Origin of the sequence: Streptomyces sp. NRRL F-2664, from assembly GCF_000719345.1 — a bacterium.
In the GTDB taxonomy this organism is placed as follows: domain Bacteria; phylum Actinomycetota; class Actinomycetes; order Streptomycetales; family Streptomycetaceae; genus Streptomyces.
This window is the reverse complement of record NZ_JOFX01000012.1, coordinates 21,193-38,750: the sequence shown is the minus strand read 5'-3', so window position 1 is coordinate 38,750 and position 17,558 is coordinate 21,193. Positions and strand designations below refer to the sequence as shown.

1 protein-coding gene is annotated in these 17,558 nt (G+C 74.1%); it reads left to right on the top strand.

What is annotated here, in order from left to right:
• The first annotated feature begins 1 nt into the window (after position 1).
• Positions 2–17,557: a non-ribosomal peptide synthetase gene (locus tag IF89_RS44580; protein WP_158717863.1), complete on the top strand. Its 17,556-nt coding sequence runs from the start codon at positions 2–4 to the stop codon at positions 17,555–17,557.
• The last annotated feature ends 1 nt before the right edge of the window (position 17,558 follow it).

Below are 17,558 nucleotides of genomic sequence, written 5' to 3'. Positions count from 1 at the left end.
GTTGTCGTTCGCACAGCGTCGGTTGTGGTTCATCGACCGGTTCGAGGGGCCGTCGGCCACGTACAACGTCCCCTTCCTCGTGCGGTTGACGGGCGAGCTCGACCGGACTGCCCTGCAGTCGGCGGTGCGCGATGTCGTGGCCCGGCACGAGAGCCTCCGTACGCTCATCGTCGTCGACGAGCAGGGCGTGCCCTCCCAGCAGGTGCTGCCGGTGGACGGCGCGCTGCTCGACGTACCCCTCGTGGAGGTCGCCCCCGACGGGGTCGACGAGGCCGTCCGCCGGGCCGCCGGGTACGCCTTCGACCTGTCGGCGGAGATACCCGTACGCGCCACCCTGATCCGCTCCGGCGAACGCGAGCACGTCCTGCTCCTGCTGGTCCACCACATCGCCAGCGACGGCGAGTCCATGGAGCCGCTCTCCCGCGACCTGGCCGCCGCCTACACCGCCCGCCTGCGCGGCGAGGCCCCGCAGTGGCCCGCCCTGCCGGTGCAGTACGTCGACTACACGCTGTGGCAGCGCGAGCTGCTCGGCGACGAGAACGACCCCGACAGCGTGATCTCCACCCAGGTCGCCTACTGGAAGGACGAGCTCCAGGGCGTACCGACGCCGCTGCGCCTGTCCACGGACCGTCCCCGCCCGCCGGTGGCCGGCCACCGCGGTGACACGGTCGGCTTCCCCATCGACGCCGACCTGCTCGCCGCCGTGGAAGCCCTCGGCCGCGAGCGCGACATGACCGTCCCCATGGTGCTCCAGGCCGCCCTCGCCGTGGCGCTCCAGCACCTGGGCGCCGGCCACGACATCGCCATCGGCTCCACCGTCGCCGGCCGCACCGACGACGAACTCGCCGATCTCGTCGGCTTCTTCGTCAACACCTGGGTGCTGCGCACGGACCTCTCCGGCACCCCCACCTTCGACCGGGTGCTGGAACAGGTGCGCCAGAAGGCGCTGACGGCCTACGACAACCAGGACGCCCCCTTCGAGCGCCTCGTGGAGGTCCTCAACCCGGAGCGGTCCACCGCCTACCACCCGCTCTTCCAGGTCATGTTCACCTGGGAGAACGACGCCTGGATCGACCTGGAACTGCCGGGCCTGGAACGGGCGCGCTTCGAGGTGCTCGCCACCTCGACCGCCAAGTTCGACCTGGAGTTCAACTACTTCTCGGACCCCGAGGGCCCGGGCATGCTCTGCTACCTGGAGTACGCCACCGACCTGTTCGACCGCTCCACGGCCCAGTCCGTCGTGGACCGCTACCTCCGCGTGATCCGGGAGGTCGTCGCCCGCCCGGACCGCCCGGTGGCGCTGGCCGCCGTACTGGACCGGGCGGAGCTGGACGCCGTGATCGGCGGGCCCGCCGACACCGCCGTCGAGCGTCCGCCGGTGTCGGTGGGCGAGCTCTTCGCACGGCAGGCCGCGGCCACCCCCGAGGCGGTCGCGCTGGAGGCCGGCGAGGAGACCCTCACCTACCGCGAACTCGACGAGCGGGCCGACCGGATCGCCCGGGAGCTCGCCGCGCGCGGCGTGGGCGCCGAGACCCTCGTCGGCGTCGCCCTGCCGCGCACCGCGGACCTGGTGGCGGGCCTGCTCGGCGTGCTCAAGGCCGGCGGCGCCTACCTGCCCATCGACCCCCGGTACCCGAGCCGCCGCCTCGACTTCATCCTCGACGACGCCGCGCCCGCGCTGATCCTCACCGACCCGCAGACCGCCGGCGTCCTGCCGCGCACGCAGGTCCCGCAGCTGTTCGTCGCGGACATCGGCCCCGCCGCCGCGCACGACGCGGGGGCCGCCGACGCCGTCCGGCCGGGCCAGACGGCCTACGTCATCTACACGTCCGGCTCCACCGGCACGCCCAAGGGCGTCGCGATCACCCACGCCACCGTGGTCAACGACGTCCTCGGGCTGGCCCAGGCGATCGGCGTCGGCACCGGCACCCGCGTCCTGGCCGCCACCTCGGTCAACTTCGACGTGTCCGTCTTCGAGATCTTCGCGACCCTCTGCTCCGGCGGCACCGTCGAACTGGTGCGTGACGCCCTGGTGATCGGCGAGCGCGGCGGCTGGAGCGGCGGCGTGATCAGCACCGTGCCGTCCGTCTTCGCGGAACTGCTCGGCCAGGTGGGCGGCGACGGCATCCGCGCCGACACCGTGGTCTTCGCGGGCGAGGCGCTCCCCGGCTCCCTGGTGCGGCGCGTCCGCGAAGCCGTCCCCGGCATCCGCGTGGTCAACGCCTACGGACAGAGCGAGTCGTTCTACGCCACCACCTTCGCCCTGCCCGCCGACGAGGAGTGGGACGGCGCCGGCAGCGCGCCCATCGGCTCCCCGCTCGGCAACGTCCGCACCTACGTCCTCGGACCCGGCCTGCTGCCCGTCCCGGAGGGAGTGGTCGGCGAGCTGTACGTCGCCGGTGAGATCGGCCGCGGCTACTTCGGCCGGAGCGCCCTGACCGCCGACCGGTTCGTCGCCGACCCCTACGGTGCGCCCGGATCGCGCATGTACCGCACCGGCGACCTGGCCCGCCGCAACACCTCCGGGCAGCTGGAGTACGCGGGCCGCGACGACGCACAGATGAAGGTGCGCGGCTTCCGCATCGAGCCCGGCGAGATCGAGGCCGTCCTGACCGCCCACCCCGGCGTGGCCCAGGCCGTGGTCACCGTCCGCGAGGGCCGCGGCAGCAAGCAGCTGGTGTGCCACGTCGTCCCGCTCGACGCCGACCAGGGCGGCTTCGGCACCGTCGCCAGCCTCGGCGACCTCGACGTGGACCTCACCACCAACGTGTCGGTGCGCGAGCTGCGGCGGTTCGCCGCCGGCCGGCTGCCCGAGTTCATGGTCCCCTCCGTGTTCGTCATGGTCGGCAGGCTGCCGCTGACCGCCAACGGCAAGCTCGACCTGGCGGCGCTGCCCGAGCCCGACTTCAGCGGCGGCGAGTACCGCGCCCCGCGCGACCGGACCGAGGAGGTCCTCGCCGCCGTCTACGCCGAGGTCCTCGGCCTCGACCGGGTCGGCATCGACGACGACTTCTTCGCCGTCGGCGGCGACAGCATCCGCTCCATCCAGGTCGTCTCCCGCGCCCGCAGCGGCGGTGTGGAGGTCAGCCCCCGCCAGATCTTCGACCACCGCACCGTCGCCGAACTGGCCGCGGTCGCCACCCTCGGTGCCGCGGCCGACGCCGCGCCCCGGCTCACCGAACTCGACGGCGGCGGCACCGGCTCGATGCCGCTGCTGCCGATCGGCGCCTACCTGCTGGAACTGGGCACGGACACCGACCGCTTCGCCATGTCCCAGGCCGTCGAGCTGCCCGAGGGCATCGACCGCTCCGCGCTCGCCGCCACCCTCGGCGCCGTCCTCGACCGGCACGACATGCTGCGTTCACGGCTGGTCACCGGGGAGGACGGCACCGCCCACCTGGAGGTCCGCGCGCCCGGCACGATCGACGCCGACGCGCTGATCCACCGCGTCGAGTGCGACGGCCGCTGGGACGAGCGGTGGTTCGAGCGGGCCACCGCCGAACTGGACGCCGCCACCGGACGGCTGGACGCCGCGGCCGGCACCATGGCGCAGTGCGTCTGGTTCGCCCCGCAGGAGGGCGCCGGCCGGCTGCTGCTGGTCCTGCACCACTTCGTGGTCGACGGCGTGTCCTGGCGCATCCTGCTGCCGGACCTCGCGGCCGCCTGGGAGCAGGTCCGCGCGGGCCGCACCCCCGAGCTGCCCGCCACGGGCACCTCGGCCCGCCGCTGGGCGCACGCCCTCGCCGACGAGGCGCACACCCCCGAACGCGTCGCCGAACTCGGCCTGTGGCGCTCGGTCGTCGCCGGCCCCGACCCTCTCCTCGGCACCCGCGCCCTCGACCCCGCCGTCGACGTTATGTCCACGGTGGACCACACCTGGCTCACGCTTCCCGTGCCGGTCACCGAGACCCTGCTGACCACCCTCCCGGCCGCCTTCCACGGCGGCGTCAACGACGGGCTGCTCGCCGCGCTGACCCTGGCCGTCGCCCGCTGGCGCCGGGCCCGCGGCGTCGAGGAGTCCTCCGCCCTGATCCGCGTCGAGGGCCACGGCCGCGAGGAGGACGCCGTCCCCGGCGCCGACCTGTCACGCACCGTGGGCTGGTTCACCACCATGTTCCCCGTCCGCCTCGACCTCGCCGGCATCGACCTCGACGACGCGTTCGCCGGCGGCGCCGCCGCCGGCGCCGCGGTCAAGGCCGTCAAGGAGCAGCTGCTGTCCCTCCCGGACAAGGGCCTCGGCTACGGCCTGCTGCGCCACCTCAACCCGCAGACCGCCGACGTGCTGCGCCGCTACCCCACCGGCCAGATCGGCTTCAACTACCTCGGCCGCTTCTCCTCCTCCGACGTACCCGAGCACCTGCGTGGGCTCGGCTGGACCCTCGCCGAGGGCACCACCGAACTGATCGCGCAGCCCGGCGGCCGGATGCCTGCCCTCTCCACCCTGGACGTGGGCGCGCTCGTCACCGACACCGCCGAGGGACCGCAGCTCACCGCCCGCCTCGCCTTCCCCGCGGGCCTGCTCGCCAAGGAGGACGTCGAAGAGCTGGCCGAGCTGTGGAGCACCGCCCTGCAGGCCCTGGCCCGGCACGCCGCCGCGCCCGGCGCGGGCGGCCTCACCCCTTCGGACGTCCCGCTGGTCCGGGTGGGCCAGGCGGAGCTCGAAGCATGGGAGGAGAGCCACCCCGGCCTCGCCGACGTGTGGCCGCTGACCACCATGCAGTCGGGTCTGCTCTTCCACGCCCAGCTCGCCGGGTCCACTTTCGACGCCTACCAGATGCAGCTCGTCCTCCACCTCGCCGGCGAGGTCGAACCGGCCCGCCTGCGGGCCGCCGGGCAGGCGCTCCTCGACCGGTACGCCAACCTCCGCACCGCCTTCGTCCACGACGCGGCGGGGGACCGGGTGCAGGTGGTACGGGACCGCGTGGAGCTGCCCTGGCAGTACCTCGACCTCTCCGGATTCGGCGCGGAGGGCCGCGAGGAGGCACTGAAGCGGTTCCTCGCCGAGGACCACGCCTCCCACTTCGACCTCTCCCGGGCCCCCCTCGTGCGGATGTCGCTGGTCATGATGGCCGCCGACCGCTGGGAACTCGTCCTCACCGCCCACCACGTCCTCTTCGACGGCTGGTCGATCCCCGTCCTCATGCAGGACCTGCTGCGGCTGTACGCCTCCGAGGGCGACGCCTCCGCGCTGCCGCGGGTGCCCGGCTACCGCGACTTCCTGGTGTGGCAGGCCGGCCAGGACCACGAGGCCTCCGCCCGTGCCTGGGCCGCCGAGCTCGCCGGCGTCGAGTCGCCGACCCTGATCGCGCCCGACGCGGCAGCGGCGGCGGACCCGGCCGGCATCGGGCAGATCGACATCCCGCTGTCCGCCGACGACGCCCGCGAACTGGGCCGGCGCGCCGCCGAACTGGGCCTCACCCTCAACACCCTCGTCCAGGGCACCTGGGCGCTCGTCCTCGCCGGACTGACCGGCCGCCGGGACGTCGTCTTCGGCGCCACCGTCTCCGGCCGCCCGCCCGTCGTCCCCGGCGTCGACGCCATGGTCGGCCTGTTCATCAACACCCTGCCCGTCCGGGTGGAGTGCACCCCCGGCGCCACCCTCGGCAGCCTCCTGCGGGACCTGCAGGACCGGCAGAGCGCCCTCCTCGACCACCACCACCACGGGCTGCTGGACATCCACCGCTCGGTGGGGCTCAACGTCCTCTTCGACACCCTCGTCGGCTTCGAGTCGTACCCGATCGACGGTGTCGCCATCGAGGAGGCCAACTCCGCCGCCGGCATATCGATCACAGGCATCAGCCCGCTCAGCGGAGCCCACTACCCGCTGGTCGTGATGGCCTTCGCCGACCCGCACCTGCGCGTCGCCCTCCAGTACCAGCACCACCTCTTCGACCCGGCCGCCGTCGAGGGCATCGCCGCCCGCTTCGCGCGGATCCTCCAGGACCTCGTGGCGGACCCCGACGCCCGCGTCGGCTCGGTGCACGTCCTGGAGCCCGCGGAGCGCGCCCGCGTCCTGGACGAGTTCAACGACACCGCCACCGCCGTGCCCGGCAGCACCGTCCCCGCGCTGTTCGAGGAGCGGGCCGCCGCCGGGCCGGACGCCATCGCCGTCGCCTCGGGCAGCCGTACCCTGACCTACCGTGAGCTGGACACCCGCGCGAACCGGCTGGCCCGTGTCCTGGCCGCCCGCGGCGTCGGACAGGAGTCGGTCGTGGGCGTCGCCCTGCCCCGCTCGCCCGAGCTGGTCGTCGCCCTGCTGGCCGTCCTCAAGGCAGGCGGCGCCTACCTGCCGGTGGACCCCGACTACCCGGCCGAGCGCATCGGCTTCATGCTGGCCGACGCCGCCCCGGCGCTGCTCCTGACGGACTCCGAGATCGCCGCCGGGCTGCCCGACGGCCCCTGCCCGTACCTGGTCCTGGACGACGCGGACACCGCCGCGGCCGTCGACGCGGCCTCCGGCCGGGCCCCGGCCGCCGCCGCCCACGAGCGCGTCGACCAGCTCGCGTACGTGATGTACACCTCCGGCTCCACGGGTCTGCCCAAGGGAGTCGGCGTCACCCACCGGGCCGTCGCCGGCCTGGCGCTGGACCGCCGCTACCGCGGCGGCGCCCACCAGCGGGTCCTCGTCCACTCCGCGCAGTCCTTCGACGCCTCCACCTACGAACTGTGGGTCCCGCTGCTCGGCGGAGGCACCGCCGTCGTGGCGCCCGTCGGCAAGCTCGACGCCGCGGCCCTGGCCGCCGTCGTCACCGAGCAGCGGGTCACCGCCCTGTGGCTGACCGCCGGCCTGTTCAAGGTCGTCGCCGACGAGAACCCGGAGTGCTTCGCCGGCGTGGCCGAGGTGTGGACCGGCGGCGACGTCGTCTCCCCGGCCTCGGTGACCCGCGCCCTGCGGGCCTGCCCCGGCCTGAAGGTCGTCGACGGCTACGGCCCGACCGAGACCACCACCTTCGCCACCAGCCACCCCATGCCCGACCCGGAGCGGGTCGGCGAGCCGATCCCGATCGGCCGCCCCATGGACAACATGCGGGTCTACGTCCTCGACGCGGGCCTGCGCCCCACCCTCCCCGGCGTCCCCGGCGAGCTGTACATCGCCGGTGCGGGCCTGGCCCGCGGCTACGCCCACCGCCCCGCCCTGACCTCCGAGCGGTTCGTGGCCTGCCCCTTCGGCGCCCCCGGCGAGCGCATGTACCGCACCGGCGACGTCGTGGCCTGGACCCAGGACGGCGAGCTCGTCTTCCAGGGCCGCGCCGACAGCCAGGTCAAGATCCGCGGCTTCCGCATCGAACCCGCCGAGGTGGAGGCCGCCCTGGCCGCCCACCCCGACGTCGCCCAGGCCGTCGTCACCTGGAACGAGGACCGGGCCGGCGAACGCCGCCTCGTCGGGTACGTCGTCCCGCGCGTCGACGGCACCGACACCTCCGGTGCGAAGGAGCAGGTCGACGAGTGGGAGGAGATCTACGACGACCTGTACGCCGTCTCCGACGCCGCCTGGGGCGAGGACTTCACCGGCTGGAACTCCAGCTACACCGGCGGAGCCCCCATCCCGCTCGACGAGATGGCCGTGTGGCGCGACGCCGCCGTCGAGCAGATCACCCACTGGGCGCCGCGCCGCGTGATGGAGATCGGCGTCGGCACCGGCCTGCTCATGTCGCAGACCCTCGGGCAGGTGGAGGAGTACTGGGGGACCGACATGTCGGCCGCCGTCGTCGACCGGCTGCTCGTGCAGGTCGGGCAGACCGGCTTCGGCGACCGCGTCCACCTGCGCCACCAGAACGGCGACGACGTCCGCGGGCTGCCGCGCGAGCACTTCGACCTCGTCGTCATCAACTCGGTCGTGCAGTACTTCCCCGACGCCGAGTACATGGACCGGGTCCTGGCCGGCGCGATGGACCTGCTGGCCCCCGGCGGCCGGATCCTCGTCGGCGACGTCCGCAACGCCGCCACCCTGCGGCTCTTCCGCAGCGGGGTGCAGCGCGCACTGCACCCGGAGGCCTCCGCCCCGGTCGGCCGCGCCGCCGTGGCCCGCGCGATCCTGATGGAGAAGGAGCTCGTCCTCGACCCCGAGTGGTTCACCCGCTGGGCCGAGCGGCACGGAGCGGGCGGCGTCGACATCCGCCTGAAGGCCGGCCGTCCGCACAACGAGCTGACCCGCCACCGCTACGAGGTCCTGCTGCACAAGGCGCCGGTGGCCGCCACCGACCTGCAGGACGTGCCGGCGCTGCGCTGGGGCCGCCAGGTCGAGGACTTCCTCGGCCTGGAGGAGTTCCTCCGCGCCCACGGCGAGCAGCCCGTACGCGTCACCCGCATCCCCAATGCCCGGCTCGCCGACGAGGTCGAGTCCGCCACCGCGCTCGGCGTGATCGAGGCCCCCGCCACTGCGGGCCCCGTCCTCGACCCGCAGGACCTGCGGGAATGGGCCGCCGCGCGCGGCTGGGGCGTCCTGCTCACCTGGTCGGCCGCCGCGGCCGAGTGCTTCGACGCGGTGATCGTCCCCGCCGGCCCCGTCACCGACCAGGTCTTCACCGGCGGCTTCACCCCCTCGGGCCGCGCCGACCGGGTCCTGGCCAACGAGCCGGCCGCCGCCGGCCGGATCGGCACGCTCGTCGGCGCCCTGCGCGGCTACCTCCAGGACCGGCTGCCGGACCACCTGGTGCCGTCCTCCGTCGTCGCCATCGCCGAGGTGCCGCTGACCCCCAACGGCAAGCTGGACCAGCGGGCCCTGCCCGCGCCGGACTTCGCGGCGGCGGCCACCGGGCGGGCGCCGCGCACCCCGCAGGAAGAGGTCCTGTGCGGCCTGTTCGCCGCCGTGCTGGGCCTGGACCGGGTCGGCATCGACGACGACTTCTTCGCCCTGGGCGGCCACTCCCTGCTCGCCACCCGCCTCGTCAGCCGGATCCGGCAGGCCCTCGGCGTCGAACTGCCCATCAAGGTCGTCTTCGAGGCGCCGACCGTCGTCGAGCTGGTGGAGCACCTCTCGGCCGGCGCGCCGGTCCGCGCCCCGCTGCGGCGCACCGCCGAGCGCCCGGACCGTGTACCGCTGTCGTTCGCCCAGCGGCGCCTGTGGTTCATCGACCGGTTCGAGGGCCCCTCGGCCACCTACAACGCCCCCTTCCCGCTCCGCCTGACCGGCGAGCTGGATCTGGCGGCACTCCGGGCGGCGCTGGGCGACGTCGTGGCCCGCCACGAGAGCCTGCGCACCCTGGTCGTCGAGGACGCCGACGGCGTGCCGGCGCAGGTCGTGCTGCCGGCCGACGAGGCGCAGGTGCAGGTCCCGCTCGTCGAGGTGGCGGACGGCGGCCTGGCCGATGCCATGGCCGAGGCCTCCGCGTACCTGTTCGACCTGGCCACGGAGATCCCCGTACGCGCCCCCGTGCTCCGCCTCGGGGAGCAGGAGCACGTCCTGGTCCTGCTCATCCACCACATCGCCAGCGACGGCTCCTCCATGGCCCCGCTGGCCCGCGACCTCGCCACCGCCTACGCGGCCCGCAAGGACGGCGCCGCCCCGCAGTGGGCGGAACTCCCCGTCCAGTACGTCGACTACACGCTGTGGCAGCGTGAAGTCCTCGGGGACGAGGAGGACCCGGCCAGCGCCCTCGCCGCGCAGGTGGGCTACTGGCGCCAGGAGCTCGCGGGCGTACCGCAGCCGCTGCAGCTCGCCTCCGACCGCCCGCGCCCGGCCAAGGCCTCCCACCGCGGCGGGTCGGTCGAGTTCGCCCTCGCCCCCGAGGTGGCGGCCGCGGTCGACGACCTCGCCCGCCGGTCCGGGGCCACCTCCTCGATGGTGCTCCAGGCCGCCCTGGCCGTCCTGCTGCACGGACTCGGCGGCGGCGACGACCTGACGATCGGCTCGCCGATCGCCAACCGCACCGACGAGGCCCTCGCCGAACTCGTGGGCTTCTTCGTCAACACCTGGGTGCTGCGCGTCGACCTGTCCGGCAACCCGGCGTTCACGGAGCTGCTGGAGCGGGTCCGGGCCAAGTCCCTGGCCGCTTACGACAACCAGGACGTCCCCTTCGAGCGGCTGGTGGAGGTCCTCAACCCCGAGCGGTCCACGGCCTACTCGCCGCTGTTCCAGGTGATGTTCGCCTGGCAGAACTTCGCCCGGAAGGACTTCGCCCTGCCGGGGCTGAAGGTGGAGTTCGAGCGGGTCCGCACCGAGACCGCCAAGTTCGACCTGTTCTTCAACATGGCCGACCTGCCCGGCATGGGGGTCGTGGGCCTGCTGGAGTACGCCACCGACCTGTTCGACCGGGAGACGGCCCAGGCCGTCGCCGACCGCTTCGTACGCGTCGTGGGCCTGCTGGCCGCCGCCCCCGAGCAGCGGGTGGCCTCCGTGGAGCTGGTGGACGGAGCCGAGCGCGAGCTCGTGCTGCACGGCTTCAACGCCACGCAGGAGCCGACCCCCGACGCCACCGTGCCCGCCCTGTTCGAGCTCCAGGCCGCCCGGCGGCCCGACGCGGTCGCGCTGGTCTGCGGCGAGGAGTCGCTGACCTACCGCGAGCTGGACGAGCGGGCCGAGCGGCTGGCCCGGGCCCTGCGCCGGCACGGCGTGGGCGCGGAGAGCGTGGTCGGCGTCGCCCTGCCGCGCACCGCGGACCTGGTCGCGGCCCTGCTGGGCGTGCTGAAGGCCGGCGGCGCCTACCTGCCGATCGACCCGAAGTACCCGAGCCGGCGCCTGGAGCACATCCTGGCCGACGCCCGGCCCACGCTGGTCCTGACCGACGCGGCCACCGCCGGCGTCCTGCCGGATTCGGCGACCACCCGCCTGTACCTCGGCGACCTCGCCCTCGGCGCCCCGGGCGACCCGGCAGCCGAACCGCCCGCGGCCGCGGCGGCACGGCCCGGCAACGCCGCGTACGTGATGTACACCTCCGGCTCCACCGGCGTGCCCAAGGGCGTGACCGTCACCCACGCCAACGTCGTCAACGGCCTGCTGCGGCTGGCCGCCACGATCGGCGTCGACTGCGGCACCCGTACCCTCGCCGCCGCGTCGGTCAACTTCGACGTGTCCGTCTTCGAGGTCTTCACCACGCTGACGGCGGGCGGCACGGTCGAACTGGCCCGCGACGTCCTCGTCATCGGCGAACGCGGCGGCTGGACCGGCGGCGTCATCAGCACCGTTCCCTCCGTCTTCGCCGAGCTCCTGGACCAGGTCGACGGGAAGATCACCGCGGACGCCGTGGTGTTCGCCGGCGAGGCGCTGCCCGCCTCCCTGGCCGCCCGGGTCCGCGAGGCCGTCCCGGGCGTCCGGGTGGTCAACGCCTACGGGCAGACCGAGAGCTTCTACGCCAGCACCTTCGTGCTCCCGGCCGACGGCGCCTGGGACGCCGGGCACACCGCCCCCATCGGCGCGCCCCTGGGCAACATGCGGGCGTACGTCCTCGGCGCGGGCCTCGCGCCGGTGCCCGTGGGCGCCGTCGGCGAGCTGTACGTCGCCGGCAACATCTCCCGCGGCTACCACGGCCGGGCCGCGCTGACCGCCGAGCGCTTCGTCGCCGACCCGTACGGCGAACCCGGCGCGCGGATGTACCGCACCGGCGACCTGGCCCGCCGGCGGGCCGACGGGCAGCTGGAGTACGTCGGCCGCGGTGACGCCCAGCTCAAGATCCGCGGGTTCCGCATCGAGCCCGGAGAGATCGAGGCGGCCCTGACCGCCCACCCCGGCGTCGAGCACGCCGTGGTCACCGCCCAGAGCGCCCCCGACGGCTCCAAGCGCCTCGTCGCCCACGTGGTCGGCTCGCCGGACTCCGGCGGCCAGGTCGACGCGCAGGGCCGCTTCGAGGCCGACATGACCTCCGGCCTGTCCATGCGGGAGCTGCGCCGCTTCATCACCGGCCGGCTGCCCGAGTTCATGGTCCCCGCGGTGCTCGTACCGCTGGACCGGCTGCCGCTGGCCCCCAACGGCAAGCTGGACCGCGCGGCCCTGCCCGAGCCGGACTTCACCGGCGAGAGCTACCGGGCCCCGCGCACCCGCGCCGAGGAGGTGCTCGCCGCGGTCTACGCCGAGGTCCTCGGCCTGGAGCGGGTCGGCATCGACGACGACTTCTTCGCCATCGGCGGCGACAGCATCCGCTCCATCCAGATCGTCTCCCGGGCCAAGGCCCAGGGCGTCGTCGTCAACCCGCGGCAGATCTTCGAGCTGCGGACGGTCGCCGAGCTGGCCGCCGCCGCGGGCGCCCAGGACCTCGGCCCGGCCCTCGCGGAACTGGAGGGCGGCGGCACCGGCCCCATGCCGCTCGCGCCCATCGCGCGGCACATGCTCGAAGTCGGCGGCGGCTTCGGCCGGTTCTCGATGTCCGCGGCGCTCGAACTGCCCGACGGCATCGACGGGGACGGGCTGAGGGCCGTACTGAACGCGGTCCTCGACCACCACGACGTCCTGCGCTCCCGCCTCGTCCTCGACGCCGGAGGCAGCCTGGACGTCGCCGCTCCCGGCACGGTCGACGCGGCCGCCCTGATCCGGCGGGTGCCCTGCACGGGCACCTGGGACGAGGCCTGGCTGGAGGCGGCCCGGGCCGAGCTGGACGCCGCGACCGGCCGGCTGGACCCGGCCGCCGGCACCATGGCCCAGTTCGTGTGGTTCGCGCCCGAGGAAGGCGCCGGCCGGCTGCTGGTGGTCCTGCACCACCTCGTCGTCGACGGCGTGTCCTGGCGCATCCTCCTGCCGGACCTCGCCACGGCCTGGGAGCAGATCGAGGCCGGCTCCACCCCGGTCCTGCCGCCGGTCGGCACCTCCGCCCGGCGCTGGGCGCACGCACTCCTCGACGAGGCGTCCGACCCCGACCGCATCGCCGAACTCGCCCAGTGGTCCGAGCTGCTCGACTGCGACGACCCGGCCCTCGGCGCCCGGCCGCTGGACCCGGCGGTGGACGTCATGTCGACCGTGGAGGCCCTGTCCCTGGAGCTGCCGGAGCAGGTCACCGAGGCGCTCCTGACGACCCTGCCCACCGCCTTCCACGGCGGCGTCAACGACGGCCTGCTGGCCGCGCTCGCCCTCGCCGTGACCCAGTGGCGCGCCGACCGCGGCGTCGAGGCCTCCTCGACGCTGATCCGGCTGGAGGGCCACGGCCGCGAGGAGCAGGTCGTGCCCGGCGCCGACCTCTCCCGCACGGTCGGCTGGTTCACCAGCATGTTCCCCGTACGGCTCGACCTCGCCGGACACGACGTGCCGGAGGCGATCGCCGGCGGCGCCGCCGCGGGCGGCGTCCTGAAGGCCGTCAAGGAACAGCTCCTGGCCGTCCCCGACAAGGGCGTCGGCTTCGGCCTGCTGCGCCACCTGAACCCGTCCACCGCCGCCGAGCTCGACTGGCGCCCCACCCCGCAGATCTCCTTCAACTACCTGGGGCGGGTCGCCGCCGGCACCCCGGTCGCCGGGCAGCAGGGCTCCGGCTGGACCCTGGCCGCCGACGCCCTCGGCCTCGCCGCCGACCTGGACGCCGACATGCCCGCGCTGGCCACCGTCGAGATCAGCGCCTACGTCACCGACACCGCCGACGGCCCCCGTTTCAACGCCCGCGTCTCCTACCCGGCGGGCGTCCTCGACCGGGCCGCGGTGCGGGACCTGGCCGACCTGTGGGTGCGCGCCCTGGAGGGCTTCGCCCACCACGCCACCACCCCCGGCGCGGGCGGCCTGACCCCTTCCGACGTCCCGCTCGTCCGGCTCACCCAGAGCGAGATCGAGGGCTGGGAGGAGCAGTACCCGGGCCTGGCCGACGTCTGGCCGCTGACCGCGCTCCAGTTCGGTCTGCTCTTCGAGACCATGCGCCTGGAGGAGGACGCCTTCGACCCGCACATCGTGCAGGTGGCCTTCCACGTCCGGGGCCGGGTCGACGCGGACCGCATGCACACCGCGGCCCAGGCCCTCCTGGACCGGTACGCCAACCTGCGCACCGCCTTCGTCACCGACGCCGGCGGAGACCTCACCCAGCTGGTCCTCGACCGGGTCGAACTGCCCTGGCGGGTCGCCGACCTGCGCGACCTCGACGACACGGCCCGTGAGCAGGCACTGGAGCGGATCCTCGCCGAGGACCACTACGCGCAGTTCGACCCGGCCAGGCCGCCGATGCTGCGGGCCTCGCTGGTCCGGCTCGCCGAGGAGACCTCCGAGCTGGTGCTGACCGTCCACCACGCCCTCTTCGACGGCTGGTCCTTCCCCCTCCTCGTACGGGACCTCGCGTACCTGTACGCCTCCGAAGGCGACGCCTCCGGGCAGCCGCGGGTGCCCGAGTACCGGGAGTTCCTGCGCTGGCTGTCCCGCCGGGACGACAAGGCCGCCGCGGCGGCCTGGGCCAAGGAGATGGAGGGCGTCGCCGAGCCCACCCTGCTCGCCGCCGAGACCCCCGCGGACGGCGGAGACGACGCCCGCGTCGGACAGGTCGACGTCCCGCTTCCGCTGGAGGAGGCCCGCGCTCTGAAGAAGCGCGCCGCCGAACTGGGCGTGTCCATGGGCACCCTGGTCCAGGGCGTCTGGGCGCTGATGCTCGGGCAGCTCACCGGCCGGCGCGACGTCATCTTCGGAACGACCGTCTCCGGCCGCCCCGCGGAGGTGCCCGGCGTCGACCAGATGGTGGGCCTCTTCGTCAACTCGCTGCCCATCCGGGCGGAGTTCGCGCCGAGCGACACGCTCGGCCAGGTCCTGAGGAACCTCCAGGAGCGCCAGACGGCCCTGCTGGACCACCACCACTTCGGGCTGCACCGCATCCAGCGGGAGGCCGGCCTGAAGGAGCTCTTCAACACCATCGTCCTCTTCCAGTCCTTCCCCGTCGACAAGGAGGCACTGGGCGCGGCCAACACCGCCGCGGGCGTGTCCTTCACGGGGATCCGGCCCTCCGCGGGCGCCGCCTACCTCGTCGGCCTGGCCGCCGACGCCGAACCCCACCTGCGGATGATCCTCCAGTACCAGCGGCAGGCCATCGGCGCGGGGACGGTGGAGCGGATCGCCGAGCGGGTGCTGCACATCCTGCGGCAGCTCATCGCCGACCCGGAGATCCCGGTGGGTGCGCTGGACGTACTGCACGAGGCCGAACGCGAGCGGCTGCTGCTCGACTTCAACCGGACGCGCACCCAGGAGCCCGCGCTCACCCTGCCCGCCCTGTTCGAGCGGAAGGCCGCCGAGGCACCGGACGGGACCGCGGTCCTCTTCGAGGACCGGAAGGTGACCTACGGAGAACTGGACGCGCAGGCCGACCGGCTGGCGCGGGTCCTCGTCGAGCGCGGGGTCGGACCGGAGACGGTCGTCGGCGTGGCCCTGCGGCGCTCGCCGCAGTGGCCGGTGGCGGTCCTCGCCGTGATGAAGGCGGGCGGCGCCTACCTGCCGCTCGACCCGGCCTACCCGGCCGACCGGCTCACGTACATGGTCGAGGACTCCGGGACCGGACTGATCCTCGTGGACCGGGCGACGTCCGACCGGCTGCCCGACCTGCCGTCGGAGCTGCTGACCCTGGACGCGCCGGAGTTCGAGGAGGTCCTCGACGGCGTGGACGGCCGACCGCTGACCGACGCGCAGCGGCTCGGCCCGCTCGCGGTCGCCAACACCGCGTACGTCATCTACACCTCCGGGTCCACCGGCCGCCCCAAGGGCGTGGCCGTCACCCACACCGGTTTCGCCAACATGGTCGCCGAGGTGACCGGGCTGCTGGGCATCACCGCCCGCAGCCGGGTCCTGCAGTTCGCCTCGCCGAGCTTCGACATCTCCGTCGGCGAGATGTGCATGTCCCTCTTCGCCGGCGGAACCCTGGTCATGGCGGACCCGGACCGGCTCGCCCCCGGGGCGCCGCTCGCCGAGACCGCCGACGCGTTCCGGGTGACGCACGCGATCCTGACGCCCACGGTCCTCGCCGCCATGCCGGCCGGCTCGCTGTCCACCGTCGAGGCGCTGATGGTGGCCGGCGAGGCCGCCTCGCCGGAACTGGTCGCCACCTGGTCGGCCGGACGGCGGATGTTCAACGGCTACGGACCGACGGAGACCACCATCGGTGCGACGGCGGGCGAGCTCACCGCCGGCTCCGCCGTCACGATCGGCCGCCCCATCCGCAACACCCGCGTCTACGTCCTGGACTCCGCGCTGCGGCCGGTCCTTCCGGGCGTGCCCGGCGAGCTGTACATCGCCGGCGCGGGACTGACCCGGGGCTACGTCGGCCGGCCGGACCTCACCGCCCAGCGCTTCGTGGCCTGCCCCTTCGGGGAGTCCGGCGAGCGCATGTACCGCACCGGCGACCTGGTCGAGTGGACCCACGACGGCGAACTCGTCTTCCGCGGCCGCACCGACAGCCAGATCAAGGTGCGCGGCTACCGCATCGAACTCGGCGAGATCGAGGCGGCCCTCGCGGCCCACCCGGCGGTGGACCACGGCGTCGTGACCGCCCGCGACAACCTGGCCGGCGACAAGCAGCTCGTCGCCTACGTCATCCCCGCACCCGGCGAGAACGTGGTGGCCGAGGACCTGCGCAAGCACCTCACCAGCCGCATGCCGGAGTACATGGTCCCGTCCGCCTTCGTCACCCTGGAGCAGCTGCCGCTCACCCCGAACGGCAAGCTCGACCGGGACGCCCTGCCGGACCCGGAATACACCGGAGGAGTCGACTACCGCGCCCCGCGCAACCCCCTGGAGACCACCCTGGCGAAGCTGTTCGCCGAGGCGCTCGAACTGGAGCGGGTCGGCATCGACGACGACTTCTTCGACCTGGGCGGCCACTCGCTGCGCCTGACCAAGCTCATCAGCCGCATCCGCGCCGTCCTCGGGGCCAAGGTCCCCATCCGTGTGATGTTCGGGGCGACCACGGTGGCGAAACTGGCCGAGTACCTGCAGTCCCAGGTCAAGACGGCCCAGGCGCCCGTCTTCGCGGACCCCTTCGCGGTGGTCCTGCCGATGCGGACCGAGGGGTCCGGGGCTCCCCTGTGGTTCGTCCACCCGGGCGTCGGACTGTGCTGGTCCTACGTGGGCCTCGCCCAGCTCCTCGGGGACCGGCCGGTGTACGGCATCCAGGGCCGCGGCTTCGACGGCACGGGACGGGCCGAGTCCACGCAGGTGATGCTCGACGACTACCTGGAGCAGATCCTCGCGGTCCAGCCGGAGGGCCCCTACCACCTGGTGGGCCACTCCACGGGCGGCACCTACGCCCACGCCCTCGCCGCCGAACTGGAGCGGCGCGGCCACGAGGTGGCGCTGCTGGCCCTCATGGACAGCCCGCCCAGCGGCTGGTTCCGGCACATCGAGGACCCGGTGAACATGCCGGAGGTCCGGGAGTTCTTCAAGGAGTTCTTCATCGGCTCCGGCGTGGACGAGGACCGCGAGGCGCTGGTGGAGAACGGCAGCCACCTCTTCAAGTCGCACGCCGAGATGCTCCTGGAGTGGGACTCGCCCGTCTACGACGGCGACGCGGTCTTCTTCAACGCCACCCAGAACCCGGACGAGTCCTACGCCGCCCTCTGGGCCCCGCACATCGGCGGCACGGTCCACGAGTACGACATCGACGCCACGCACATGGGCATGCCGAAGGCCCAGCCCGCGGCCGAGATCGCCCGCATCATCAACCAGCACCTCGGGGGGAACTGAC